At 69.0% G+C, this 26,131-nt stretch carries 19 protein-coding genes and 3 rRNA genes; 15 read left to right on the plus strand and 7 right to left on the minus strand.

Annotated elements, in window-relative coordinates:
- Positions 1-4 precede the first annotated feature (4 nt).
- The 3 genes from OG521_22345 to OG521_22355 all read right to left on the minus strand — a co-directional run bounded on the left by OG521_22345 (position 5) and on the right by OG521_22355 (position 2,507).
- Positions 5-748, minus strand: a complete 744-nt coding sequence (locus OG521_22345) for a hypothetical protein (GenBank protein WUW23373.1) — start codon at positions 746-748, stop codon at positions 5-7.
- Complete coding sequence (locus OG521_22350) at positions 736-1,380, minus strand: SigE family RNA polymerase sigma factor (protein WUW23374.1); 645 nt, start codon at positions 1,378-1,380, stop codon at positions 736-738. Before OG521_22350 ends, OG521_22345 begins: the two co-directional genes overlap by 13 nt.
- A gap of 224 nt (positions 1,381-1,604) precedes the next feature.
- Entirely contained in the window at positions 1,605-2,507 is a 903-nt protein-coding gene (locus OG521_22355; protein ID WUW23375.1) for an A/G-specific adenine glycosylase, read from the minus strand.
- A gap of 404 nt (positions 2,508-2,911) precedes the next feature.
- Between OG521_22355 and OG521_22360 the strand changes: the two genes are divergently transcribed.
- A complete protein-coding gene (locus OG521_22360) occupies positions 2,912-3,709 on the plus strand; it encodes a hypothetical protein (protein ID WUW26763.1) in 798 nt (265 codons plus the stop codon).
- Positions 3,710-3,764: 55 nt separating this feature from the next.
- On the opposite strand, the gene disA is transcribed toward OG521_22360, so the two are convergent.
- Together disA and radA are read right to left on the minus strand one after the other, a co-directional pair.
- Positions 3,765-4,889, minus strand: coding sequence for a DNA integrity scanning diadenylate cyclase DisA (gene disA / locus OG521_22365; protein ID WUW23376.1), 1,125 nt, complete (start codon positions 4,887-4,889; stop codon positions 3,765-3,767).
- Between the two features lie 169 nt (positions 4,890-5,058).
- Positions 5,059-6,471 (minus strand): DNA repair protein RadA, encoded by a 1,413-nt coding sequence (gene radA / locus OG521_22370; GenBank protein WUW23377.1) that lies wholly within the window; start codon positions 6,469-6,471, stop codon positions 5,059-5,061.
- Between the two features lie 252 nt (positions 6,472-6,723).
- On the opposite strand from radA, the gene OG521_22375 reads away from it, so the two are divergent.
- A complete protein-coding gene (locus tag OG521_22375; GenBank protein WUW23378.1) occupies positions 6,724-8,595 on the plus strand; it encodes a hypothetical protein in 1,872 nt (623 codons plus the stop codon).
- A gap of 37 nt (positions 8,596-8,632) precedes the next feature.
- Here the strand turns inward: OG521_22375 and OG521_22380 are convergent, their stop codons facing one another.
- Positions 8,633-9,472, minus strand: a complete 840-nt coding sequence (locus OG521_22380) for a hypothetical protein (GenBank protein WUW23379.1) — start codon at positions 9,470-9,472, stop codon at positions 8,633-8,635.
- 198 nt (positions 9,473-9,670) lie between these two features.
- On the opposite strand from OG521_22380, the gene OG521_22385 reads away from it, so the two are divergent.
- The 8 genes from OG521_22385 (at position 9,671) to proC (ending at position 17,899) form a co-directional block, all read left to right on the plus strand.
- A complete protein-coding gene (locus tag OG521_22385) occupies positions 9,671-10,621 on the plus strand; it encodes a Ppx/GppA family phosphatase (GenBank protein WUW23380.1) in 951 nt (316 codons plus the stop codon).
- 97 nt (positions 10,622-10,718) lie between these two features.
- Positions 10,719-11,528 (plus strand): sugar phosphate isomerase/epimerase, encoded by an 810-nt coding sequence (locus OG521_22390; GenBank protein WUW26764.1) that lies wholly within the window; start codon positions 10,719-10,721, stop codon positions 11,526-11,528.
- Positions 11,525-12,193 (plus strand): TetR family transcriptional regulator, encoded by a 669-nt coding sequence (locus tag OG521_22395; GenBank protein ID WUW23381.1) that lies wholly within the window; start codon positions 11,525-11,527, stop codon positions 12,191-12,193. Before OG521_22390 ends, OG521_22395 begins: the two co-directional genes overlap by 4 nt.
- 173 nt (positions 12,194-12,366) lie before the next feature.
- Positions 12,367-14,217, plus strand: coding sequence for a dihydroxy-acid dehydratase (ilvD, locus tag OG521_22400; GenBank protein ID WUW23382.1), 1,851 nt, complete (start codon positions 12,367-12,369; stop codon positions 14,215-14,217).
- 95 nt (positions 14,218-14,312) lie between these two features.
- Positions 14,313-14,885: a hypothetical protein gene (locus OG521_22405; GenBank protein WUW23383.1), complete on the plus strand. Its 573-nt coding sequence runs from the start codon at positions 14,313-14,315 to the stop codon at positions 14,883-14,885.
- Between the two features lie 605 nt (positions 14,886-15,490).
- Complete coding sequence (locus tag OG521_22410; GenBank protein ID WUW23384.1) at positions 15,491-16,258, plus strand: ABC transporter ATP-binding protein; 768 nt, start codon at positions 15,491-15,493, stop codon at positions 16,256-16,258.
- Complete coding sequence (locus OG521_22415; GenBank protein WUW23385.1) at positions 16,255-17,031, plus strand: ABC transporter permease; 777 nt, start codon at positions 16,255-16,257, stop codon at positions 17,029-17,031. Before OG521_22410 ends, OG521_22415 begins: the two co-directional genes overlap by 4 nt.
- Positions 17,032-17,089: 58 nt before the next feature.
- Complete coding sequence (gene proC, locus OG521_22420; protein WUW23386.1) at positions 17,090-17,899, plus strand: pyrroline-5-carboxylate reductase; 810 nt, start codon at positions 17,090-17,092, stop codon at positions 17,897-17,899.
- Position 17,900: 1 nt separating this feature from the next.
- On the opposite strand, the gene OG521_22425 is transcribed toward proC, so the two are convergent.
- The gene (locus tag OG521_22425) at positions 17,901-18,488 is read right to left on the minus strand and encodes a cysteine hydrolase (protein ID WUW23387.1); all 588 of its coding nucleotides are present in this window, start codon (positions 18,486-18,488) and stop codon (positions 17,901-17,903) included.
- A gap of 74 nt (positions 18,489-18,562) precedes the next feature.
- Between OG521_22425 and OG521_22430 the strand changes: the two genes are divergently transcribed.
- The 5 genes from OG521_22430 (at position 18,563) to OG521_22450 (ending at position 26,109) form a co-directional block, all read left to right on the plus strand.
- Positions 18,563-19,597, plus strand: a complete 1,035-nt coding sequence (locus tag OG521_22430) for a helix-turn-helix domain-containing protein (protein ID WUW23388.1) — start codon at positions 18,563-18,565, stop codon at positions 19,595-19,597.
- 645 nt (positions 19,598-20,242) lie between these two features.
- A 16S ribosomal RNA gene (locus OG521_22435) occupies positions 20,243-21,768 on the plus strand.
- A gap of 300 nt (positions 21,769-22,068) precedes the next feature.
- Positions 22,069-25,193, plus strand: a 23S ribosomal RNA gene (locus OG521_22440).
- 79 nt (positions 25,194-25,272) lie between these two features.
- Positions 25,273-25,389, plus strand: a 5S ribosomal RNA gene (rrf, locus tag OG521_22445).
- The 16S, 23S and 5S rRNA genes sit together here, the layout of an rRNA operon.
- A 75-nt stretch (positions 25,390-25,464) precedes the next feature.
- Positions 25,465-26,109: an HAD family hydrolase gene (locus tag OG521_22450; protein WUW23389.1), complete on the plus strand. Its 645-nt coding sequence runs from the start codon at positions 25,465-25,467 to the stop codon at positions 26,107-26,109.
- Positions 26,110-26,131 lie beyond the last annotated feature (22 nt).

Genomic DNA, 26,131 nt, shown 5'->3' on the forward strand with positions numbered 1-26,131 from the left:
GCTCTCAGTTCTTCGTCGGTGCCGCGGGCTCCGGGAAGTCCCCTTCTCCGGCTCCGACGGCTCTGTTGAAGTCGTTGTGCACCCGGTCCTGCTCACTGAACCGGCTGCTCGCCCAGTGGTACGTGACCACTTCCTCGCCCGAGGGGTAGGCGACCGCGTCCTTCTTCCCGTACACCTGGGTCGTCACCACCAGATCACCGCGGTCGATGGTCCCGTAGACCGCGGGCTGCTCGATGGCGAACACGTTCTCGTACCTGCCGTCGGGCCGGGGCCGGTACACGTACGTGCCCACGCCCACCGAGTCGCCGCAGGTCATCACGTTCACCACGACGTCGGCGGAGGGGCCGCCGGTCAGGCTGCCGTACGAGGTGTCCACCGGGTACTCGTCACCGGTGCACGGCCTCAGGTCCGTCCGGACCCGCTCGCTGACCTTGGTGTCCGCCTTGAGCAGGCTCACGGCGTCGACCCGGGGCGTCGGCTTCGCCGTGGAGGGTGTGGTGGAACTGGGAGTGACCTGGGCGACCGGCTGGCTGCCCGCAGGCCCCTCGTCACGCGTGCCCGTGCCGCCGGTGGAGCAGCTGACGGCGAACAGCCCGAAGACGGCGAGCCCGGCCAGAGCCGTACTGCTCGCCGCCCAGCCCGCCGGCCGGCGTCCCCGCCCGCCGCCGGCCCCGCCCCCCGTGGGGCCTCCGGTGACGCCGCCGGCTCCTGTGCCGCCGTCGTCACCGCTGCCTGTCAGGCCGCGCACCGCTCCCGCCCCCGCTCGTCGTGACGCCCCTCCCGGGGCGCCCCTGCCTGTGTCCGCGACCGTGCCGGCCGACGGGCCGCCACGATGCGGCCGGCCACAGCGCGGTCCCGGTCCTCCCGGATCCGGTCCTCGCGGCCCGCCGCTTCCCTGCTCTCCAGCTCCTGGCGCAGTCGCGCCAGCGCGCGGTGCAGCGTGCTCTTCACCGTACCGGCCGACATGCCGAGCGCCGCGGCCGTCTCCTCCGTGCTCATCTGCTCCCAGTGTCGCAGCACGACCACGCTGCGCTGCTTGGGAGCCAGGACGCCGAGTACGTCCATCAGCAGGGCGCGGTCGGCGCGCTGCTCGGTGCCGTCCTCGACGCTGGCGTCGGGGAGCTGCTCGGTGGGGACCTCGTCCAGCTTGCGCGCCCGCCACCACTCGGTGCGGGTGTTGATCATGACGCGGCGCAGATAGGCGTCGGCGAGGGACTTGTCGGCGATGCCGTCCCAGCGGCCGTAGGTGCGGGCCAGTGCGGTCTGCAGCAGGTCCTGCGCGTCCACGGGGTCGGGGACCAGCCGGCGCGCACTGCGCAGCAGTGCGTCCTGCCGGGTACGTACGTACTCCTCGAAGCCGAGCACCTCGCCCTGCGCCATTACAACCGCCTCCGTCCCCGTGAAACCCCGTAGAACCACCGTCAGCCGCTGGTCATCGGGCTGACGTCGGTGACGCTACGGAGCTGTTGTCACGAGGCTGTGCGGAGCAGCCGTACGCGGACGCACGGCTGTCCATCGGTTGTGTAACAGCGCAGGGAGGAGCGGGACAAAGGCCCCGCGGGGACCGTCACCCGGCGGGCGGGAGGCCCGCCGGGCCGGTCGGGTCAGGTCAGCGGCAGCCGGTACTGGCCGCCGGCCAGCGGTTCGACCAGACCGTCGGCGACCAGGCCGTCGAGCGCGCGGGCCCGCTGCACCGGCTCCTCCCAGACCGCGTCGAGTGCCGACTGCGGTACCGGCGTCACCGACTCGCGCAACACCGCGAGGAGCCTGCCGCGCACCTGCCGGTCCGTACCGGCGTAGGTCTGGCCGCGGCGCGGGGGCCCCTGGTGCGCGGGCTTCCCGGCCAGCCGCCAGGCGCACTGCCCGGAGATCGGGCAGCGCGTGCAGTCCTCGTTCTTCGCGGTGCAGACGAGGGCCCCGAGCTCCATCGTCGCGGCGGCCCACTGTGCCGCCTGCTCGTCCTCCTCCGGCAGCAGCGCCCTGGCGAGTTTGCGCTCGGCCGCGGTGGTCGCGTTCGGCGGGTACTGGATGCCGCTCGCGGCCCGGGCGAACACCCGGCGGACGTTCGTGTCGAGGACGGCGTGCCGCTGCCGGTAGGCGAACGAGGCCACGGCCGCCGCCGTGTACTCGCCGATGCCGGGCAGGGCGAGCAGCTGGGCGTGCTCGCTCGGTACGTCTCCGCCATGGCGTTCCGCTATTGCCTGGGCGGCCCCGTGGAGGCGCAGCGCTCGCCGGGGATAGCCGAGCCGGCCCCAGGCGCGGACGGCCTCGCCGGGCGGCTCCGCCGCGAGGTCGGCGGGGCGCGGCCAGCGGGCCAGCCACTGCTCGTACACCGGGAGGACCCGGTTGACGGGGGTCTGCTGCAGCATGAACTCGCTCACCATCACACCCCAGGCGCCCGCTTCGGGGCGGCGCCAGGGCAGATCGCGGGCGTGCTGGTCGAACCACCCGATCACAGGGGTGTGGAGGGAGGCGGGGGGCGTCTGTGTCGCAGTCGTGGCAGTCATCGCACCGACGATCCTGGCACGGAAGGGCAGACGGACGTCACGGGTACGGGGGTGTCGCCCCGCAGAAGAGCCCTTGGAGTGATAGGGCCACCCCTCTGTCCCGCGCCCCACCGGACCTGCGCTCCGGCAAGTGGCGGCACGCCCCGCGAGCCGTTGCGGCAACTGGCCCCATGACGGGCGAACGGTCCGGGCCGGCCGGTCGCGCACGGCTGTCACGTACCGCTGTCGTGCGAACGCCGAGGGTGTCCGCGGGGGAGTCCGGAGCGGGAACAGGCCGTCCCGGGATGATGATCCGCAAATTCGGCGGCCCATGGCGGCGGGTGGGGCGGGAGTTGGCGCTGTTCTCTCGTACAGTTTGCGCCGTGGGATCTCTGCGTAATCCGATCGGTCCGCTTCCCTCCACCATCTACTGGCGACGGAGGGCGGTAGCGGCGACGCTGATTGCGCTGCTCGCGTTGCTGATCGTATGGGCCGTCACGTCCGGTGGCGGCAAGGGGAATCACGACGACTCGCGGCCACCCGGATCGGGTCCGACCGATTCGATCACTCCCGGTCCCTCCGGTTCCGGACCGGCGATCAGTGAACAGCCGGGCGGGGGCGGCGAGTCGGGCGGCTCCGGCGGCGACGACGGCGGAAGCGGCGGAAGTTCGGACGGCGGTGCGGGCGGCTCCGGCGGCTCAAGCGGAACGGGCGGCGACGGCAACGCCGCTGGCACGGACGGCGGTTCCGGCTCCGGCGGCGGAGTGGGCGGTACGGCCGGCGGCAGCGCCGGACAGCAGGTCCCGGCAGGCTCCTCGCTCCCCGACTGCGTGCCCGCCACGCTGCGGCTGACCCTCAAGACCGAACTGCGCTACGGACCCGACGAGAAGCCGAGGTTCCGGCTGATCGCCGAGAACACCTCGTCGACCGCGTGCAAGGCCGACTTCGGCCCGAAGGCCGCGGTGCTCACCATCACGGAGGCCGGCGGTGACGACGAAGAGGTGTGGTCCTCGAAGGACTGCCCGCGCAAGGCGGCGGCCGTGTTCCTGAAGGTTCCGGCGGGCGCGACCGTCGAGCACGCCGTCGAGTGGGACCGCGCGAAGAGCGCCCCGAAGTGCGCGACGCCGCCCGCGGGGAAGGCCGGACCGGGTACGTACCTGGTCGAGGCGAAGGCGCCGGGAGAGCCCGTGCAGCGCGCCTCGTTCGTCCTCGCGAAGGACTGACGGGCCCGGAAGGGCCGGCGGGGCGCTCGTGAGCGCCCCGCTCGTGCGTACTCCCCTACACGTACCGTTCGAGGATCGACGACTCGGCCAGTCGCGACAGCCCCTCGCGCACACTGCGCGCCCTGGCCTCGCCGACGCCGTCCACCGTCTGGAGATCGTCCACGCTGGCCGCGAGCAGCTTCTGCAGACCGCCGAAGTGCTCCACCAGCCGGTCGATGATCGCCCCGGGCAGCCGCGGCACCTTCGCCAGCAGCCGGAAACCGCGCGGCGACACCGCCGAGTCGAGGGTCTCCGGGGAACCGCTGTACCCCAGCGCCCTTGCCACCACCGGGAGTTCGAGCAGCTCGGTGTGGGACAGCGCGTCCAGCTCGGTGAGCGCCTCCGCCACCGTGCGCGAGCGCTTCGCCGTGGGCTCCGGCACGTAGTCGCGCACCACCAGCTCGCGCTCCGGCTCGACCCCGGCGATCAACTCGTCCAGCTGGAGCGAGAGGAGGCGGCCGTCGGTCCCGAGCTCCACCACGTACTCGGCGATCTCGGTCGCGATCAGCCGGACCATCTCCAGCCGCTGGGCGACCGCCGTCACGTCCCGGACCGTCACCAGGTCCTCGATCTCCAGCGCGGAGAGCGTGCCCGCGACCTCGTCGAGCCGGAGCTTGTACCGCTCCAGCGTGGCGAGAGCCTGGTTGGCCCGGGAGAGGATCGCGGCGGACTCCTCCAGGACCCGGCGCTCCCCGTCCACGTACAGCGCGATGAGGTGCATCGACTGCGAGACGGAGACCACGGGGAAGTTGCACTGCTTGGAGACCCGGTCCGCGGTGCGGTGGCGGGTGCCCGTCTCCTCGGTGGAGATCGAGGCGTCCGGGACCAGCTGGACGCCGGCCCGCAGGATCTTGGTCATGTCCTTGTCGAGGATCAGAGCCCCGTCGAGCTTGGCGAGCTCACGCAGCCGGGTCGCGGTGAATTCCACGTCCAGCACGAAGCCGCCCGTGCACATCGACTCGACGGTCTTGTCCATGCCGAGCACGATCAGGCCTCCGGTGTTGCCACGGAGGATGCGCTCCAGGCCGTCCCGCAGGGCCATTCCGGGCGCGACGGCGGTCAACGAGGCGCGCATCAGCGCCTCGTTACCGGTGCCTTGGCCGGACTTTCCGGGCGATGCTGCCCGGTCGCTGGCTGCCACTGCACTCCTCCGGTCACAGGTTTGCGGTGCCCTTGGGCCTCTTTGTGGATCATGCCGGGCTCGCGGTTTCCGGTGTGCACCGGACCCCGTCCCCGGCCCGGCCTGATCCGGACGAAAGACCCTGTGTCCCTCATACCGTTCGTACGGACGGGCGAGACCAGGGCAAAGTCTACCGGCGTGCGCCGTCCTCCTGTGGGGCCTGTGCACGAGAGCGGCGCGGGAGCACCCTGAGCGCGTCGCCCATGTTGGCGACTTCCGTGACCTTCATACCGGCCGGGACCTTCCCCGGATCGGTCGGAACGAGCGCGTGGGTGAAGCCCAGACGGTGTGCCTCGGCCAGTCTGCGCTGGACCCCCGTTACCCGTCTGACCTCGCCCGCGAGACCCACCTCGCCGATCGCGACCAGGTTCTTGGGCAGCGGTGTGTCGCTCGCCGCACTGGCCAGCGCGAGGGCGATCGCGAGGTCCGCGGCGGGCTCCGAGAGCTTCACCCCGCCGACCGTCGCGCTGTAGATGTCCCGCTTGCCCAGCGAGCTGATCCGGCCGCGCTGCTCCAGGACGGCCAGCATCATCGAGACGCGGGACGTCTCCAGACCCGAGGTGGTGCGCCGGGGCGAGGGGATCTGGGAGTCGACGGTGAGCGCCTGGACCTCGGCGACCAGGGGCCGCTTGCCCTCCAGGGTCACGGTCAGGCAGGTGCCGGGCACCGGCTCGTCACGCCGGGTGAGGAAGAGGCCGGAGGGGTCGGCGAGGCCGGTGATGCCCTCGTCGTGGAGCTCGAAGCAGCCGACCTCGTCGGTCGCCCCGTAGCGGTTCTTCACGCCGCGCACGAGCCGCAGCCGGGCATGGCGGTCACCCTCGAAGGACAGCACCACGTCGACCAGGTGCTCCAGCAGCCGCGGCCCGGCGATCGCGCCGTCCTTGGTGACATGGCCGACCAGCAGGGTCGACATGCCCCGCTCCTTGGACGCGCGGATCAGCGCCCCCGCGACCTCGCGGACCTGGGCCATGCCGCCGGGCGCGCCCTCGATCTCGGGGGAGGCGACCGTCTGTACGGAGTCCAGGACCAGCAGCGACGGCTTGACCGCGTCCAGATGGCCGAGAACCGCGGACAGATCGGTCTCCGCCGCCAGATAGAGATGGTCGTTGATCGCCCGGATCCGGTCGGCGCGCATCCGGACCTGACTGGCGGACTCCTCGGCGGTGACGTAGAGCGTGCGGTGCTCCTCGCTCGCCGCCTTGGCCGCGACGTCCAGCAGCAGCGTCGACTTCCCGACGCCCGGCTCGCCCGCGAGCAGCACCACGGCACCGGGCACGAGACCGCCGCCCAGCACCCGGTCCAGCTCGCCGACACCGGTCGAGCGGGCGGTGGCCTGCCGGCTGTCGACCTGGCCGATGGGGAGCGCGGCGGTGGAGACGCGGCCGGCCGCGGTGGTGCGGACGGCGGGGGCGCCGCCGAACTCCTCGACCGTCCCCCACGCCTGGCATTCGGGGCAGCGGCCGAGCCACTTGGCGGTCGTCCAGCCGCATTCGGTGCAGCGGTAGGACGGCCGGTCCTTCGCGGATTTCGTACGGGTGGCCATGGCGCCACCGTATAGGTGGGGTCGGACAGTGGAGCCCGGCGCGGGCCGCGGCGGGGAGCGGGCAGCGGCTCCGGGGCGCCGCGGACGGAATCCGGACAGGGGTACCGAGGGCGTCACGGGCGGAATCCGGACAGCGGATCCGGGGGCGGAATCGCAGATTCCTGTCCCTTATTGAGCGATACGTTCACCCGTAAGGGTTAAAAGTGTTCAAGGGGTGCGAGACGTATGCCCCGCGCTGCCTACGGTCGCAAGGTGACGAGCAGCAGGCTGGAGACCCCCACGAACACCCCCGGCGCACACCGGGGGCAGCGCCGCGCGCCCCATCCGTCGCCGAAGCAGCCGCCCGCCCGTTACGAGCCGCATCTCGACGGCCTGTTCACGTACTGCCTCTCGGTGCTCTGCGACCACGACGCCGCCACCGAGGCCCTGGGCAGTGTGCTCGCGCTGGCGGAGCGGCAGGGCGGGCGCTGTCCCACCGGCGAGGAGGAACGTAAAACCTGGCTGTACGCGCTGGCCAGGTGGATGTGCCTGCGCAAGCTCACCGAGCAGAAGCAGGGCCGCCAGGCGCACCGCAGGTCCGACGGGCCGCAGGCGCGCAGGAAGCAGCCCACTGACGAGCACCGCGGCCCGGTCGCACCGCCGGCCCGCGCGGTCCGGCGCACGCCCCCCGCCGCACACGCCCCGAAAACCCCGGCCGCACCACCCCTCACCCCGTCCGCACCCCGGCCGGCCGGCTCCCCGCCCCCCGGCCCCGCGGGCAGCCCCGCGGCCGTCGAGGCGCACCGCCGCGAGCTGGCCCAGCTGGCCTGGCCCGAAGCGGCGGGCACCACCCCCGAACAGCGCGAGGCCCTGGAGCTCGCCGTGCGCCACCGGCTCACCCCGCGCGCCGTCGCCGCCGTCCTCGGGCTGGAGCTCGCCACCGCCCGGGAGCTCCTGGCCGCGGCCGCCTGCGAAGTGGAACGGACCAGGGCCGCCCTCGCCGTAGTGGAGACGGGCAACTGCCCCACGGTCGGCCGGCTCACCGGCGACCACCGCGTGCTGCTCTCCGCCACGCTGCGCCGCGAGCTCGTACGGCATGTGGACGACTGCCCGCGCTGCCGCCGCGCGGCCGAGCGCGCCGACGCACAGGGGCCCTGGCCGGGGGCCGCCGTCACCCCCGCGGCCGCGCTGGCCGTCGTCGAGGCGCCGCGCCCCTCCGCCTATGTGGCGATGATGCACGCGCAGAAACATCAGAAGAATCGGTCCGCCACCCCCCGGTTCGACCGCACAGGCTTCCCGATGGACCCGAAGGACCATGCCGCGCGCCGGGACCGGCTGCGGTCGAGGGTCATGACGACGACGGTCGTCGCCACGGTCGTCGCCGCTCCGGTGATCGCCCTGTGGTCCGCCTACCGGGGCGCGCCGCTCACCGGCGAGGGCCACGACGGCTCGGCGGTCACCGCGACCGAGGCGGACGACGGGCGGGGGGACGACCCCTACGGCCACTACGAGAACGCGGGCAACGCCCGCCCCGAGCCGGGCCCCGTCTTCACGGACGGCAGCGGACTCCCGGACGTCTCGGCCGAGGTCATCAGCGTGGACGCGGCCCCGGGCCGGGACGGCACCGCGGCCGGCCGCCTCACCGTCGAGGCCCGCTCGTCCGGCGGCACGACGACGATCACCCTCACCGCGTCCAAGGCGGGCCCGGTCACCTGGTCGGCCGGCACGGGCCAGACCTGGCTGCGGCTGAGCAGCACGTCGGGGAAGCTCGCCCCCGGCGGGAGCATCACGATCCGCGTCCTCGTGGACCACGCCCGCGAGCCGGCCGGACGCTGGACGGCACGGATCGTCGTCGCCCCGTCGGGGTCGGTCGTGGCGATGCGGGGGTACGGAGGACGGACGACGCCCCCCGGAGTCCCGTCGCGGCCCCCGCTGCCGGGCACTCCGGCGCATCCGCATCCGCCGGTCCCCTCCGACCCGACCCCGTCGGACCCGGATCCCACACCGACCCCCACACCCGATCCCACGGGCAGCACCCGGCCGCCGACGGACCCGGGCGAGCCGAGCCCGTCCCCGGACCCGACCGACTCCCCGTCCCCGTCCGACCCGGGCAAGGGCCCGAGCACCCCGCCGGCCGCCGACTGACGGACCCGCCACCCCCGGGGCGGCGGGCCCGCAGGCGTTACGCGGGGTCCGCCGGGTGCGGCGCCATCGGCAGCAGCGACGAGAGCCGCTCCTCGCACAGCTCGACCAGCCGGTCGTACGCCTCCTTGCCCATCAGCTCGGTGAGCTCGGGCCGGTAGGACACGTACACCGGCTCCCCGGCACCGTGCGCCGACGTCGCCGACGTGCACCACCAGTGCAGGTCGTGACCGCCCGGACCCCAGCCCCGGCGGTCGTACTCACCGATCGTCACCTGGAGCACCCGGGTGTCGTCGGGCCGGTCGATCCAGTCGTACGTACGCCGGACCGGCAGCTGCCAGCACACGTCCGGCTTGGTCTCCAGGGGCTCCTTGCCCTCCCGCAGCGCCAGGATGTGCAGCGAGCAGCCGGCACCGGCGGCGAAGCCGGGCCGGTTCTGGAAGATGCACGAACCCTCCCAGCGCCGCGTCTGGCGCTCCCCGTCGTCATCGGTCTGGACCCAGCCCGACTCCGTACCCACGTCGTGGAACTGCCACAGGTCGGGGGTGAGCCGGGCCACGTTCCTGGCCACCCGCTTCTCGTCGTCCTCGTCCGAGAAGTGGGCGCCCAGGGTGCAGCACCCGTCGTCCGCGCGACCGGCCTGGATGCCCTGGCAGCCGCTGCCGAAGATGCAGGTCCAGCGGGAGGTCAGCCAGGTCAGATCACACCGGAAGACCTGTTCGTCGTCGGCCGGGTCGGGGAACTCCACCCAGGCCCGTGCGAAGTCGATCCCCGTCTCGTCGGACCTGTCCGGTCCCGCTGTCTCCGGCTGCTGCATCTCCTGCTTCGTTCTCTGCTTCTTCGTGACTTTGCCCGGCTTCGCCTTTTTCGTCTTTGGCACGGGCCAAGAGTAAGACCGACCGGCGCATGGGTGCGGCGTCGCGGGGCTGGGCACGCGCATCTGCCGCGTTGTCGTCCATCACCAGGGCTCCGCCGGGCCTCGATCCTCCGTCCCGCAGCCGCACGCACCCGGCCCCGCTCCTTCACCCACCCCCATGCGCCGGGCGGTCTGCTCCGCGGCCGCAGTAGCGTTCTGCGCATGAGACTCGGAGTCCTCGACGTGGGGTCGAACACGGTTCATCTGCTGGTGGTCGACGCGCACCCCGGCGCCCGCCCGCTGCCCGCGCACTCGCACAAGGCGGAGCTGCGCCTGGCCGAACTCCTCGAAGCGGACGGGGCGATCGGCCCGCTCGGCGTGGACCGGCTGGTGGCGACGATCGCCGGCGCCCTCCAGGCCGCGGAGGACAAGGGCTGCGAGGACGTGCTCGCGTTCGCCACCTCCGCGGTACGGGAGGCGAGCAACGCCGACACGGTGCTGGCCCGGGTGAAGGACGAGACGGGCGTCGACCTCGCCGTCCTCAGCGGCGCGGAGGAGGCCCGCCTCACCTTCCTCGCCGCCCGCCGCTGGTTCGGCTGGTCCGCGGGCAAGCTGCTGGTCCTGGACATCGGCGGCGGTTCGCTGGAGATCGCGTACGGCATCGACGAGGAGCCGGACGCCGCCGTGTCCCTGCCGCTCGGCGCCGGCCGCCTCACGGCCGGCTGGCTGCCGGGCGATCCGCCGGACCCGGCCGAGGTGAAGGCGCTGCGCCGGCACGTACGGGCGCGGATCGCCCGCAGTGTCGGCGAGTTCACCCGCTTCGGCCGCCCCGACCACGTGGTGGCGACCTCCAAGACCTTCAAGCAGCTCGCCAGGATCGCGGGCGCGGCACGGTCCACCGAGGGGCTCCACGTACAGCGCACCCTCAGCCGCAAGGCCCTGGAGGAGTGGGTGCCGAAGCTGGCCGCGATGACGGTCGAGGAGCGCGGGAACCTGCCGGGCGTCTCCGAGGGCCGGTCCGCCCAGCTGCTGGCCGGCGCGCTGGTCGCGGAGGGCGCGATGGACCTCCTGGGCGTCGAGGAGCTGGAGATCTGCCCCTGGGCGCTGCGCGAGGGAGTCATCCTGCGCCGCCTGGACCATCTGACGTCCACGGAGGACGAGGCCCTGAACTGAGAAGGCCTCCAGCCGCCATGGCCCTTCTCACTTTCCGCCGGGCTCCCTCGGCGCGGCGCACCGCTGCCCGTACGCTGTCTGCGTGGCAGAACCAGTGGTGCGCATCCCGGATGCGAAGGTCGCCCTGTCGACGGCCTCGGTCTATCCGGAGTCGACGGCGACGGCCTTCGAGATCGCCGCGCGCCTGGGGTACGACGGCGTCGAGGTCATGGTCTGGACGGATCCCGTCAGCCAGGACGTCGAGGCCCTGCGCCGGCTCTCGGACTACCACCAGGTGCCGATACTCGCCGTTCACGCCCCCTGTCTGCTGATCACGCAGCGGGTCTGGTCCACCGATCCCTGGGTCAAGCTCCAGCGGGCCCGCGCCGCGGCGGAGAAGCTCGGCGCGTCGACCGTCGTGGTCCACCCGCCGTTCCGGTGGCAGCGCAACTACGCCCGTGACTTCGTCACCGGCATCTGGCGGATGGCCGAAGAGACGGACGTCCGGTTCGCCGTCGAGAACATGTACCCGTGGCGCTACCGGGACCGCGAGATGCTCGCGTACGCCCCCGACTGGGACGTCACCAACGACGACTACCGCCACTTCACCGTCGACCTGTCGCACACCTCGACCGCGCGCACGGACGGCATGGCGATGGTCGACCGGATGGGCGACCGGCTGGCCCACGTCCACCTGGCCGACGGCAAGGGCTCCGGGAAGGACGAGCACCTGGTGCCCGGCCGGGGCGACCAGCCGTGCGCCGAGCTGCTGGAGCGGCTGGCCCGTACCGGCTTCGACGGCCATGTCGTCATCGAGGTCAACACCCGCCGGGCGATGTCCACCGCCGAACGCGAGGCCGACCTGGCCGAGGCGCTCGCCTTCACCCGTCTGCACCTCGCCTCCTCGGCGCAGGTGCCGCGCTCATGACCCCGGGTGCCGAAGCCCCGGGCCCCAGGCGCCGGGGCCGCCCCTCCCGCACCGCGGCGACGACGGGCCCGGACGCGCGCACCCGCATCCTGGCGGCCGCCCGCACCGAGTTCGCCGAGCGCGGCTACGACAAGACGTCGATCCGCGGCATCGCGAAGGCGGCGGAGGTGGACGCGGCTCTGGTCCACCACTACTTCGGCACGAAGGACGAGGTCTTCGCGGCCGCGATCGAGGTCTCCTTCGAGCCGGCCCTGGAGATCCCGGCGATCCTGGCCGGGGGCACGCAGGACGTGGGGGAGCGGCTGGCCCGCTACTTCGTCGCGGTCTGGGAGAACCCGGCGTCCCGGGCCCCGCTGCTGGCGGTGATGCGCTCGGCCCTGACCCACGAGGCGGCGGCGAAGGTGCTGCGCGGCTTCGTGCTGCGGCGCCTGCTGGGCCGGATCGCGGAACAGCTGGACGTCCCCGACGCCACCTTCCGCGCCGAACTGGCGGCCTCGCACATGGTGGGTATCGCGGTGCTGCGGTACGTGCTGAGGGCGGAGCCCCTGGCATCGGCGGACCCGGAGAAGATCATCGCGATGGTGGCCCCGACCCTCCAGCGCTACCTGACGGACCCCTCCACGGGTCCGGACGGGCCCGGCACATCGAGCCCCTCCGACAAGTGAGCCCGCGGGGCAGAAAAAGCCCCTCCGGCGATTGAGGAGCGGGGTCCGGGGCAGAGCCCCGAAAACGCCCACCCCCTGAGCACCGCATCCCGCATTCCGGACACCGTGTCCAGATCTTGGCACCGGAGGCGTACGCTCAGAAGCAGTCTTTTCTGTCGAAGGAGCGAGAGACGATGCCCCAGCTGAGGTCCCGCACTGTCACCCACGGCCGCAACATGGCGGGCGCGCGCGCCCTTATGCGCGCCTCGGGCGTAGCGAGCGAGGACATCGGCAAGCCGATCATCGCGGTCGCCAACTCCTTCACGGAGTTCGTCCCGGGCCACACCCACCTCGCCCCCGTCGGCCGGATCGTCTCCGAGGCGATCAAGGCCGCGGGCGCGGTGCCCCGCGAGTTCAACACCATCGCGGTCGACGACGGCATCGCGATGGGTCACGCCGGGATGCTGTACAGCCTCCCGTCCCGTGACCTGATCGCCGACTCCGTCGAGTACATGGCCGAGGCGCACTGCGCGGACGCGCTGATCTGCATCTCGAACTGCGACAAGATCACCCCGGGCATGCTGATGGCCGCGATGCGCCTCAACATCCCCACGGTCTTCGTCTCCGGCGGTCCGATGGAGGCCGGCAAGGCCACCCTCGTGGACGGCACGGTCCGCAAGCTCGACCTGGTCAACGCCATCAGTGACGCGGTCGACGAGAGCATCTCGGACGAGGACATCCTCCGTATCGAGGAGAACGCCTGTCCCACCTGCGGCAGCTGTTCCGGCATGTTCACCGCCAACTCGATGAACTGCCTGACCGAGGTCCTCGGCCTCTCCCTCCCCGGCAACGGCTCCGTCCTCGCCACGCACACCGCCCGCAAGGCGCTGTACGAGGAGGCCGGCCGCACGGTCGTCGAGATCACCAAGCGCTACTACGAGCAGGACGACGAGACGGTCCTGCCGCGCGCCATCGGCACCCGCGCCGCGTTCGACAACGCGATGGCGCTGGACATCGCCATGGGCGGCTCGACCAACACGATCCTGCACCTGCTGGCCGCCGCCGAGGAGGCGCAGCTGCCGTACGGGCTGGACGACATCAACGAGGTCTCGCGCCGCGTCCCGTGCCTGTCCAAGGTCGCGCCCAACGTGGCCCCCGGCGGTACGTACTACATGGAGGACGTCCACCGGGCCGGCGGCATCCCCGCCCTCCTCGGTGAGCTGCACCGCGGCGGTCTGCTCAACGAGGACGTGCACTCGGTGCACTCCGACACGCTCGCCGAGTGGCTGAAGAACTGGGACATCCGCGGCGGCTCCCCGTCCCCCGAGGCCGTCGAGCTGTGGCACGCGGCCCCGGGCTGTGTCCGTTCCGCGACCGCCTTCTCGCAGTCCGAGCGCTGGGACACCCTCGACCTGGACGCCGCGGGCGGCTGCATCCGCGACGTGGCGCACGCCTACTCCAAGGACGGCGGCCTCGCGGTCCTCAAGGGGAACCTCGCCGTCGACGGCTGCGTCGTGAAGACGGCCGGCGTGGACGAGTCGATCTGGACCTTCGAGGGCCCGGCGGTCGTCTGCGAGTCGCAGGAGGAGGCCGTCGACAAGATCCTCCGCAAGGAGATCGAGCACGGCGACGTCGTCGTCATCCGCTACGAGGGTCCGCGCGGCGGCCCCGGCATGCAGGAGATGCTCTACCCCACGTCCTTCCTCAAGGGCCGGGGCCTCGGCAAGACCTGCGCACTCGTGACCGACGGCCGCTTCTCCGGCGGCACGTCGGGCCTGTCGATCGGGCACGCCTCGCCCGAGGCGGCGTCCGGCGGCACGATCGCGCTGGTCGAGGACGGCGACCGGATCCGGATCGACATCCCGAACCGCTCGATCGAGCTCCTCGTCCCCGACGCCGAGCTCGCCACCCGCCGCGAGGCGCTGAACGGCGTGTACGCGCCGAAGAACCGCGAGCGCAAGGTCTCGGCGGCGCTGCGCGCCTACGCGGCCATGGCGACGAGCGCGGACCGCGGCGCCGTCCGCGACGTCTCCAAGCTGGGCTGAGCCACCCTCGTCCGTCCGGTCCCTCCCAGGAGGGGCCGGACATCCCTCCCGGGAGGGATCCGGACATGGGGCGCTTCCCTGGGATAATCGACCTCGTGAGCGAGAACAGCGACATCCCCGACGGCACGGCTCCCGGCGCCACCGACTCCGGCACGGCGTCCGCCGGAGCCCCCGCGACCACCCCCGGCCCGCAGCCCGAGCCCCTGCGCTTCTTCGGCACGACCTGGGTCGCGCACGACGGCAACTACGGGCTCCGCCGCGTCGGAGCGGCCATCGGCTCGCTCGCCGCCGCGGTCGCCTCCTGCTTCGTGCTGCGGTTCGCCTTCCAGGGCCTGGAGATCGCCGACATCGGCGGCTTCGTCGGCCTGCTGGTCGTCCTGATGTTCGCGATCTGCAGCGCCATCGCCTTCCGCAGGACGTGGGAGGGCTTCAGCCGCCGCCCGGCCGACCCGGGCCGCGAGGACGCGCTGCGCGGTCTCAAGACGATCGGCTTCGTCGGCTCGCTGCTCGCGTACTTCTTCCGTACGTTCTCCGAGGCGCCGGGCGAGAAGCTGCGGCGTGCGGAGTACGAGGCGGCCCAGGCCCGGTTCGCGAAGCGCCGCTCGTCCCGGACGGGGAACCCGGCGGCCCGCAAGACCGCGAAGGCGAAGAAGCCCCGCCGCAAGTAGGCCGGCCCCCGGCGAAGGTGGACCGCGCGCCCGTGTCGTTCGCCCCGGTCCGGGGCTGGGGTCTTTGTCCTCAAGCGCCGGACGGGCTTGGTGGGGGTGCCGAGCCCCGCGGGGTGCGCCCGCGCTGGTGGGTGGGGGTCCGGGGTCCCTCCGGGGCGTCTCCTCGAACGACGAACGTTTCCAGTCCCACGCAGCGAAACCCCGGTATGTGTTCGTCGTCCTGCGGGGACTCCCCTGCAGGCCCCCGGCCCCGCCCGTCGTGCGCCCGCACCCCCGGTTCTTCCACCGGTGGTGCCACCGGGGGTGCGGGCGCACGACGGCGTCGGGTGGGGTCGTGCAGGGGCGTCCCCGCAGGAAATTGGCGTACTACCCGGCCCCGGCAACGGAGTGCGTTGCCACGCCAGTTTCTGAGGAGACGCCCCGGAGGGGCCCCACCCCCACCCGCCGGGCAACGGCGCCGCCCCGCGGGGCACCCGCACAAAGCCGGCCCGTCCGGCGCTTGAGGACAAAGACCCGCACCCGGACCGGCGGCACCCCACAACAAGGACCCGGCCCCCAACGAGCCCCCTTGACGGCGGCGCCCCGCCGGGACCAAAATTCATCACATGATGAATTCTTCGGGTGCCGCCATCGAGGCCCGCGGCCTCACCGTCGTACGAGGCAGCCGCACCGTCCTCAAGGGCCTCGACTTCACCGTCGAACCCGGCAGGATCACGGGCCTCCTCGGCCCCTCCGGCTGCGGCAAATCCACCCTGATGCGAGCCGTCGTCGGCACCCAGGCCAAGGTCACCGGCACCCTCGACGTGCTGGGCAGCCCCGCGGGCCACCCCACCCTCCGCCCCCGGATCGGCTACGTCACCCAGGCACCGTCCGTCTACACCGACCTCACCGTCCGGCAGAACCTCGACTACTTCGCCGCGATCCTCCGGCCGGGCCGCCGGCACCGTGACGACCGCCGCGCGGCCGTCACCCGCGCCATCACCGAGGTCGACCTGACCAGCCACGCCGACGCCCTCGCCGGCACCCTCTCCGGCGGCCAGCACACCCGCGTCTCCCTCGCCGTCGCCCTCCTCGGCACCCCCGAACTCCTCGTCCTCGACGAACCGACCGTCGGCCTCGACCCGGTGCTCCGACGCGACCTCTGGAACCTCTTCCACAGCCTCGCCGCCGACCGCGGCACCACCCTCCTCGTCTCCTCCCACGTGATGGACGAGGCCGAGCGCTGCCACCGGCTGCTCCTCATGCGGGAGGGCGAGATCCTCGCCGACGACACCCCCGAGGCCCTGCGCACGGACTCCCGTACCGACACCGTCGAAGAAGCCTTCCTCCACCTGGTCGACGCGGCCGCCACCCGTCAGGAGAACGCCCGATGAGCACCACGACCACCCCGGCCACCGGCACCGCGCCACTCGGCGCCGCCCGCACCCTCGCCACCGCGGCCCGCGTCCTGCGCCAGCTGACCCACGACCCGCGCACCATCGCGCTGCTCCTGCTGATCCCGGTCGTGATGATCACGCTGCTGCGCTACGTCTTCGACGGCAGCCCCCGGACCTTCGACTCCATCGGCGCCTCGCTCCTCGGCATCTTCCCGCTGATCACGATGTTCCTGGTGACCTCGATCGCCACCCTGCGCGAACGCACCTCGGGCACCCTGGAACGGCTCCTCGCCATGCCGCTCGGCAAGGGCGACCTGATCGCCGGATACGCCCTCGCCTTCGGAGCCGTCGCCATCGTCCAGTCGCTCCTGGCGACCGGCATCTCGGTCTGGGCCCTCGGCCTCGACGTCACCGGATCGCCCTGGCTGCTGCTCCTGGTCGCCCTGCTCGACGCGCTGCTCGGCACGGCCCTCGGCCTGTTCGTCTCGGCCTTCGCGGCCTCCGAGTTCCAGGCCGTCCAGTTCATGCCGGCCGTGATCTTCCCGCAGCTCCTGCTCTGCGGACTCTTCATCGCCCGCGACCAGATGGCACCCGTCCTCGAAGCGATCTCGAACGTGCTGCCCATGTCGTACGCCGTCGACGGCATGAACGAGGTCCTCCACCACACCGAGATCACCGGGAACTTCGTCCGCGACGTCGTGGTCGTGGCCGGCTGCGCCCTCCTCGTCCTCGCCCTCGGCGCAGCCACCCTCCGCCGCCGCACCACCTGACGGGCCGGTGCGAGGATGGCGGCACGAGCAACCGTGAGCACCGCCCGGAGGGAACCGCATGACCCAGACAGTTGCAGTCCTCGGCACCGGCAAGATCGGCGAGGCCCTGCTCAGCGGAATGATCCGGGCCGGCTGGCGCCCGGCGAACCTGCTGGTCACCACCCGCCGCTCCGAGCGAGCCACCGAACTCCACGACCGCTACGGCGTCGACGCGGTCACCAACGCGGAGGCCGCCAAGCGCGCCGACATCCTGATCCTCGCGGTCAAGCCCCAGGACATGGGCCGCCTGCTGGACGAACTGTCCCCCCACCTCACCGCCGACCGCCTGGTCATCAGCGCCGCGGCCGGCATCACGACCGCCTTCATCGAGGAGCGCCTCACCCCGGGCACCCCGGTGGTGCGGGTCATGCCGAACACCCCCGTCCTGGTCGACGAGGGCATGTCCGTCATCTCCGCGGGCAGCCACGCCATCACCGATCACCTCGCCACCACGGAGGCGATCTTCGGCGGGGTGGGCAAGACCCTGCGCGTCCCCGAGTCCCAGCAGGACGCGGCCACCGCACTCTCCGGCTCGGGCCCCGCCTACTTCTACTTCCTCGTCGAGGCGATGACGGACGCCGGCATCCTGCTCGGCCTGCCCCGCGCCCAGGCCCACGACCTCATCGTGCAGGCCGCCATCGGAGCCGCCGTGATGCTCCGCGACAGCGGCGAACACCCGGTCAAGCTCCGCGAGGCCGTCACCAGCCCGGCCGGCACCACCATCAGCGCCATCCGTGAGCTGGAGAACCACGGCGTGCGCGCCGCACTCATCGCGGCCCTCGAAGCCGCCCGCGACCGCAGCCGCGAACTCGCCTCCGGCAACGGCTGACCTACCCGGCGGCGGCAGCGATCAGCTCCGCACTGCGCACCACCTCCGCGAACCCACCGCCGTGCAACGACACGGCGGTGGCCCGCGCCAGCTCCTCCGCCCCGAGCGTCCACCCCCACGGGCCCACCCCGTCGAAGGTGTACGTCGCGTCGAGCGCGAAGAACACCTCGTACCCCAGGTTCCCCGCCATCCGCGCAGTCGTCTCCGCGCACATGTTGGTCTGGATCCCGGCCACCACGATCTGCCGCACCCCGGCCTCGCCGAGCCACGCTCCCAGATCCGGCGATCCGTAGAACGCCGAGTTCACGCTCTTCGTCACGAACAGCTCGGGCCCGCCGCCCTTCCCCCGTCGCTCCTCCACATAGGCCTTGAAGCCGTTTCCCGGATATCCGACCCGCAAAGGCGAATCCGGCTTCGGCGAGTCATGCCGTACGAACACGACCGGCCGCCCGCCCGACTGCCAGGCGTCGATCAGCCCGGCGATGTTCTCGTCGGCCGAGGGATTGTTCCGCGGCCCCCAGTACGCCTCCTCCTCGAACCCCTGCTGTACGTCCACCACAACCAGCGCTGCGTTCTCCGCGATCTCCATGACAACGATGCTGCCGCGCCCGGACCCGTGCGCCCAGAGGTCGGAAAGCCATCGACCGATGCTTTACTGCCACCATGGCCACCACCACCGGGACGCCCGACGCAACCCCCGCAGCCCCCTCCCGGATCGCCCTGGTCTCCTTCCCGGGCGTCCGCGCGTTCGACGTCTCGGTGATCACGGAGGTCTGGGGCGTGGACCGCACGGACCGCGGAGTCCCGCCCTTCGCCCTGCACCGCACGGCGGCCACCACCGCCCCCATCCCCCTGCGCGGCGGACTCACCCTCACCCCCGACCGCACGCTCAACTGGCTGGCCCGAGCCGACCTGATCGTCGTCCCCGGCCTCGACGACCATGTGACGCCGGCCCCGGAACCGGTCCTCGAAGCCCTGCGCCGCGCCCACGCCCGCGCCACACCGATCGCCGCGCTCTGCGGAGGTGCGTTCACCCTGGCCCAGGCGGGCCTCCTCGACGGCCGCCGTGCCGTCACCCACTGGAACCTCACGGACCTCCTGCGCACCCGCCATCCCGAGGTGACCGTCGTCCCGGACGCCCTGTTCGTCCACGACGACAACCTCTGGACGTCCGCCGGCACGGCAGCGGGCATCGACCTCTGCCTCCATCTCGTACGGAACACCCATGGCGCCGAGACCGCGGCGACGATCGCCCGTTCGATGGTCACGGCACCGTTCCGTACCGGCACGCAGGCCCAGTTCATCGAGCACCCCACACCGCAGACCGACCGCGACGCCGACACGCTCGCCGCCGTACGGGCCTTCGCCCTGACCCGTCTGGCGGAACCGCACACCGTGGCGGAGCTGGCCGCACGGGCCGGCATGTCCTCCCGGTCCTTCGCCCGCCACTTCCAGGCGACGACCGGCACCACTCCACTGCGCTGGCTCATCACCCAGCGCATCGCCGCAGCTCAGAAGCTGCTGGAGCGCACCGACCTGCCCCTGCCCGAGGTGGCCCGCCGCACGGGGTTCGGCAGCGAGATCACCATGCGCCAGCACTTCGCCACCCACCTGGGCACCAGCCCCCGGGACTACCGCCTGGCCTTCCACCGCACCCCGGCGGCGACCGGGGTTGACACACCCCCTCGGCATCCGTAATGTGCTCCGAGTTGTCCGACGTGAGCGCCGACCTCGGTCGGTCCCCGGACAGCCATTCCGCAGTAACCACAACGAGCGAGCGACAGCTGTCGCCTGCCTCTGCGTGCGCTTATGCGAAATGAGGAATCCGCGTTCGAAGGAACGTGACCCCGATTAGCGTCGGGGCCCTGGAATCCGCTAATGTCTCACTCGTCGGAACGGCCCAACAACCGGGAAGACAAGCCCCACTGACTGGGAATCAGGCCCGAAAGGATCTGATAGAGTCGGACTCGCCGGAAAGGGAAACGCGAAAGCGAAGAACTGGAAAGCGGAAAATGCGAGGCCCGCTTCGACCGGGAATCGGACACGAAAGAGTCTGATAGAGTCGGAAACGCAAGACCGAAGGGAAGCGCCCGGAGGAAAGCCCGAGAGGGTGAGTACAAAGGAAGCGTCCGTTCCTTGAGAACTCAACAGCGTGCCAAAAGTCAACGCCAGATATGTTGATACCCCGACCTGCTTCGGCAGGTTCGAGGTTCCTTTGAAAGTCCTAACAGGCCTTTACCGGCCTGGTAGGCAATGAACACAGCGAGGACACAGTGAACGGTCGGTCTTATTCCGACCTGACCGTTCCGCTCTCGTGTGTGTCTACCCGATTACGGGAAAACATTCACGGAGAGTTTGATCCTGGCTCAGGACGAACGCTGGCGGCGTGCTTAACACATGCAAGTCGAACGATGAAGCCCTTCGGGGTGGATTAGTGGCGAACGGGTGAGTAACACGTGGGCAATCTGCCCTTCACTCTGGGACAAGCCCTGGAAACGGGGTCTAATACCGGATAATACTTTCTCTCTCATGGGGGAAGGTTAAAAGCTCCGGCGGTGAAGGATGAGCCCGCGGCCTATCAGCTAGTTGGTGGGGTAATGGCCTACCAAGGCGACGACGGGTAGCCGGCCTGAGAGGGCGACCGGCCACACTGGGACTGAGACACGGCCCAGACTCCTACGGGAGGCAGCAGTGGGGAATATTGCACAATGGGCGAAAGCCTGATGCAGCGACGCCGCGTGAGGGATGACGGCCTTCGGGTTGTAAACCTCTTTCAGCAGGGAAGAAGCGAAAGTGACGGTACCTGCAGAAGAAGCGCCGGCTAACTACGTGCCAGCAGCCGCGGTAATACGTAGGGCGCAAGCGTTGTCCGGAATTATTGGGCGTAAAGAGCTCGTAGGCGGCTTGTTGCGTCGGTTGTGAAAGCCCGGGGCTTAACCCCGGGTCTGCAGTCGATACGGGCAGGCTAGAGTGTGGTAGGGGAGATCGGAATTCCTGGTGTAGCGGTGAAATGCGCAGATATCAGGAGGAACACCGGTGGCGAAGGCGGATCTCTGGGCCATTACTGACGCTGAGGAGCGAAAGCGTGGGGAGCGAACAGGATTAGATACCCTGGTAGTCCACGCCGTAAACGTTGGGAACTAGGTGTTGGCGACATTCCACGTCGTCGGTGCCGCAGCTAACGCATTAAGTTCCCCGCCTGGGGAGTACGGCCGCAAGGCTAAAACTCAAAGGAATTGACGGGGGCCCGCACAAGCAGCGGAGCATGTGGCTTAATTCGACGCAACGCGAAGAACCTTACCAAGGCTTGACATCGCCCGGAAAGCCGTAGAGATACGGCCCCCCTTGTGGTCGGGTGACAGGTGGTGCATGGCTGTCGTCAGCTCGTGTCGTGAGATGTTGGGTTAAGTCCCGCAACGAGCGCAACCCTTGTTCTGTGTTGCCAGCATGCCCTTCGGGGTGATGGGGACTCACAGGAGACTGCCGGGGTCAACTCGGAGGAAGGTGGGGACGACGTCAAGTCATCATGCCCCTTATGTCTTGGGCTGCACACGTGCTACAATGGCCGGTACAATGAGCTGCGATGCCGCGAGGCGGAGCGAATCTCAAAAAGCCGGTCTCAGTTCGGATTGGGGTCTGCAACTCGACCCCATGAAGTCGGAGTTGCTAGTAATCGCAGATCAGCATTGCTGCGGTGAATACGTTCCCGGGCCTTGTACACACCGCCCGTCACGTCACGAAAGTCGGTAACACCCGAAGCCGGTGGCCCAACCCCTTGTGGGAGGGAGCTGTCGAAGGTGGGACTGGCGATTGGGACGAAGTCGTAACAAGGTAGCCGTACCGGAAGGTGCGGCTGGATCACCTCCTTTCTAAGGAGCACTTCTTACCGGACCTCGGTTCGGTCAGAGGCCAGTACACCGGCGAATGTTCGGTGCTGGTTGCTCATGGGTGGAACGTTGACTATTCGGCACGACAGGTTGTTTTCACTAGTACTGCTTCGGCGTGGAACGTGAGGGTGATCGGTCGGGTCGGGCACGCTGTTGGGTATCTGAAGGTACGGCCGTAAAGGTCGTCCTTCGGTTGCCGGCCCCAGTGAACTCGCCTGTAAGGGTGGGGTGATGGGTGGCTGGTCGTTGTTTGAGAACTGCACAGTGGACGCGAGCATCTGTGGCCAAGTTTTTAAGGGCGCACGGTGGATGCCTTGGCACCAGGAACCGATGAAGGACGTGGGAGGCCACGATAGGCCCCGGGGAGCTGTCAACCAAGCTTTGATCCGGGGGTGTCCGAATGGGGAAACCCGGCAGTCGTCATGGGCTGTCACCCGCTGCTGAACACATAGGCAGTGTGGAGGGAACGAGGGGAAGTGAAACATCTCAGTACCCTCAGGAAGAGAAAACAACCGTGATTCCGGGAGTAGTGGCGAGCGAAACTGGATCAGGCCAAACCGTATGCGTGTGATACCCGGCAGGGGTTGCGCATGCGGGGTTGTGGGATCTCTTTTTCATAGTCTGCCGGCTGTGAGACGAGTCAGAAACCGTTGATGTAGGCGAAGGACATGCGAAAGGTCCGGCGTAGAGGGTAAGACCCCCGTAGCTGAAACATTAACGGCTCGTTTAAGAGACACCCAAGTAGCACGGGGCCCGAGAAATCCCGTGTGAATCTGGCGGGACCACCCGTTAAGCCTAAATATTCCCTGGTGACCGATAGCGGATAGTACCGTGAGGGAATGGTGAAAAGTACCGCGGGAGCGGAGTGAAATAGTACCTGAAACCGTGTGCCTACAAGCCGTGGGAGCGTCGCGCATCGAGTTTACTCGGTGCGTCGTGACTGCGTGCCTTTTGAAGAATGAGCCTGCGAGTTTGCGGTGTGTTGCGAGGTTAACCCGTGTGGGGAAGCCGTAGCGAAAGCGAGTCCGAATAGGGCGATTTAGTAGCGCGCTCAAGACCCGAAGCGGAGTGATCTAGCCATGGGCAGGTTGAAGCGGAGGTAAGACTTCGTGGAGGACCGAACCCACCAGGGTTGAAAACCTGGGGGATGACCTGTGGTTAGGGGTGAAAGGCCAATCAAACTCCGTGATAGCTGGTTCTCCCCGAAATGCATTTAGGTGCAGCGTCGTGTGTTTCTTGCCGGAGGTAGAGCACTGGATAGGCGATGGGCCCTACCGGGTTACTGACCTTAGCCAAACTCCGAATGCCGGTAAGTGAGAGCACGGCAGTGAGACTGTGGGGGATAAGCTCCATGGTCGAGAGGGAAACAGCCCAGAGCATCGACTAAGGCCCCTAAGCGTACGCTAAGTGGGAAAGGATGTGGAGTCGCAGAGACAACCAGGAGGTTGGCTTAGAAGCAGCCACCCTTGAAAGAGTGCGTAATAGCTCACTGGTCAAGTGATTCCGCGCCGACAATGTAGCGGGGCTCAAGCGTACCGCCGAAGTCGTGTCATTCCAGCATTAAGGGCCAACGCCTGCTGGGATGGGTAGGGGAGCGTCGTGTGCCGGGTGAAGCAGCCGCGGAAGCGAGTTGTGGACGGTTCACGAGTGAGAATGCAGGCATGAGTAGCGATACACACGTGAGAAACGTGTGCGCCGATTGACTAAGGGTTCCTGGGTCAAGCTGATCTGCCCAGGGTAAGTCGGGACCTAAGGCGAGGCCGACAGGCGTAGTCGATGGACAACCGGTTGATATTCCGGTACCCGCTTTGAAACGCCCAATACTGAATCAGGCGATGCTAAGTCCGTGAAGCCGGCCCGATCTCTTCGGAGTTGAGGGTAGTGGTGGAGCCGACGAACCAGACTTGTACTAGGTAAGCGATGGGGTGACGCAGGAAGGTAGTCCAGCCCGGGCGGTGGTAGTCCCGGGGTAAGGGTGTAGGCCGTGTGGTAGGTAAATCCGTCACACATTAAGGCTGAGACCTGATGCCGAGCCGATTGTGGTGAAGTGGATGATCCTATGCTGTCGAGAAAAGCCTCTAGCGAGTTTCATGGCGGCCCGTACCCTAAACCGACTCAGGTAGTCAGGTAGAGAATACCGAGGCGTTCGGGTGAACTATGGTTAAGGAACTCGGCAAAATGCCCCCGTAACTTCGGGAGAAGGGGGGCCATCACTGGTGAGGGAACTTGCTTCCTGAGCTGGGGGTGGCCGCAGAGACCAGCGAGAAGCGACTGTTTACTAAAAACACAGGTCCGTGCGAAGCCGTAAGGCGATGTATACGGACTGACGCCTGCCCGGTGCTGGAACGTTAAGGGGACCGGTTAGCTGACTTTCGGGTCGGCGAAGCTGAGAACTTAAGCGCCAGTAAACGGCGGTGGTAACTATAACCATCCTAAGGTAGCGAAATTCCTTGTCGGGTAAGTTCCGACCTGCACGAATGGCGTAACGACTTCTCGACTGTCTCAACCATAGGCCCGGTGAAATTGCACTACGAGTAAAGATGCTCGTTTCGCGCAGCAGGACGGAAAGACCCCGGGACCTTTACTATAGTTTGATATTGGTGTTCGGTTCGGCTTGTGTAGGATAGGTGGGAGACTTTGAAGCAGCCACGCCAGTGGTTGTGGAGTCGTCGTTGAAATACCACTCTGGTCGTGCTGGATGTCTAACCTGGGTCCGTGATCCGGATCAGGGACAGTGTCTGATGGGTAGTTTAACTGGGGCGGTTGCCTCCTAAAGAGTAACGGAGGCGCCCAAAGGTTCCCTCAGCCTGGTTGGCAATCAGGTGTTGAGTGTAAGTGCACAAGGGAGCTTGACTGTGAGACCGACGGGTCGAGCAGGGACGAAAGTCGGGACTAGTGATCCGGCAGTGGCTTGTGGAAGCGCTGTCGCTCAACGGATAAAAGGTACCCCGGGGATAACAGGCTGATCTTCCCCAAGAGTCCATATCGACGGGATGGTTTGGCACCTCGATGTCGGCTCGTCGCATCCTGGGGCTGGAGTCGGTCCCAAGGGTTGGGCTGTTCGCCCATTAAAGCGGTACGCGAGCTGGGTTTAGAACGTCGTGAGACAGTTCGGTCCCTATCCGCTGTGCGCGTAGGAATATTGAGAAGGGCTGTCCCTAGTACGAGAGGACCGGGACGGACGAACCTCTGGTGTGCCAGTTGTCCTGCCAAGGGCATGGCTGGTTGGCTACGTTCGGAAAGGATAACCGCTGAAAGCATCTAAGCGGGAAGCCTGCTTCGAGATGAGTATTCCCACCAACTTGATTGGTTAAGGCTCCCAGTAGACGACTGGGTTGATAGGCCAGATGTGGAAGCCCGGTAACGGGTGGAGCTGACTGGTACTAATAGGCCGAGGGCTTGTCCTCAGTTGCTCGCGTCCACTGTGTTAGTTCTGAAATAACGAACGGCCGTGTTTTGTTCCGGTGTTGGTTAATTTCATAGTGTTTCGGTGGTCATTGCGTTAGGGAAACGCCCGGTTACATTCCGAACCCGGAAGCTAAGCCTTTCAGCGCCGATGGTACTGCAGGGGGGACCCTGTGGGAGAGTAGGACGCCGCCGAACTCCTTTTAAAATGGTTGAGCCCCGTGCCCTTGTGGCACGGGGCTTTTCTGCGTTCTGACCGTTTAAGGTCGTGGCATGCGCTACGAACTGGTCATCTTCGACAACGACGGTGTGCTCGTGGACAGCGAGCCGATCTCCAACACCATCCTCGCCGGCTACCTCACGGAGCTCGGGCACCCCACCTCGTACGAGGAGTCCCTCCGGGACTACATGGGGGCCGCCGTGCACCGGGTACACGACCTCGTCGAGGAAAGGGGCGGCGAGAAGCTGCCCGCGGACTTCGACGACACGCTCCACTCACGGATCTTCGCCGCGTTCCAGCGGGAGCTGGAACCCGTCCCGGGCGCCGAGGACGTCCTCGGGAAGCTCGTCGCCGAAGGCGTCCCGTACTGCGTCGCCTCCTCGGGGAGCCACGAGCGGATCCGCGTCGGGCACCACAAGACCGGCCTCGACCAGTGGTTCGAGGAGGAGTGGATCTTCAGTGCGGAGGACGTGGGCCGCGGGAAGCCGGCGCCCGACCTGTTCCTGTACGCCGCGGAGCGGATGGGGGTCGCGCCCGAGCGGTGCGTCGTCATCGAGGACAGCCCGCTCGGCGTGGAGGCGGCGAGGGCCGCGGGCATGGACGTGTACGGCTTCACGTCGATGATGCCGGCGGACCGGCTGGCCGGGGTGACCGGGCATTTCTCCGACATGGGACAGCTGCCGGAATTGCTTGCCTGACTCATCTACCCATGGGTAGAAA

Source organism: Streptomyces sp. NBC_01463, from assembly GCA_036227345.1.
In the GTDB taxonomy this organism is placed as follows: Bacteria; Actinomycetota; Actinomycetes; order Streptomycetales; family Streptomycetaceae; genus Streptomyces.

Excerpts from the sequence above, each read along its gene's own strand:
- OG521_22350 (WUW23374.1), bottom strand. The coding sequence starts at position 1,380 with ATGGCGCAGGGCGAGGTGCTCGGCTTCGAGGAGTACGTACGTACCCGG.
- OG521_22355 (WUW23375.1), bottom strand. The coding sequence starts at position 2,507 with ATGACTGCCACGACTGCGACACAGACGCCCCCCGCCTCCCTCCACACC.
- radA (WUW23377.1), bottom strand. The coding sequence starts at position 6,471 with ATGGCCACCCGTACGAAATCCGCGAAGGACCGGCCGTCCTACCGCTGC.
- OG521_22385 (WUW23380.1), top strand. The coding sequence starts at position 9,671 with ATGAGACTCGGAGTCCTCGACGTGGGGTCGAACACGGTTCATCTGCTG.
- OG521_22395 (WUW23381.1), top strand. The coding sequence starts at position 11,525 with ATGACCCCGGGTGCCGAAGCCCCGGGCCCCAGGCGCCGGGGCCGCCCC.
- ilvD (WUW23382.1), top strand. The coding sequence starts at position 12,367 with ATGCCCCAGCTGAGGTCCCGCACTGTCACCCACGGCCGCAACATGGCG.
- OG521_22410 (WUW23384.1), top strand. The coding sequence starts at position 15,491 with ATGATGAATTCTTCGGGTGCCGCCATCGAGGCCCGCGGCCTCACCGTC.
- OG521_22415 (WUW23385.1), top strand. The coding sequence starts at position 16,255 with ATGAGCACCACGACCACCCCGGCCACCGGCACCGCGCCACTCGGCGCC.
- proC (WUW23386.1), top strand. The coding sequence starts at position 17,090 with ATGACCCAGACAGTTGCAGTCCTCGGCACCGGCAAGATCGGCGAGGCC.
- OG521_22425 (WUW23387.1), bottom strand. The coding sequence starts at position 18,488 with ATGGAGATCGCGGAGAACGCAGCGCTGGTTGTGGTGGACGTACAGCAG.
- OG521_22430 (WUW23388.1), top strand. The coding sequence starts at position 18,563 with ATGGCCACCACCACCGGGACGCCCGACGCAACCCCCGCAGCCCCCTCC.
- OG521_22450 (WUW23389.1), top strand. The coding sequence starts at position 25,465 with ATGCGCTACGAACTGGTCATCTTCGACAACGACGGTGTGCTCGTGGAC.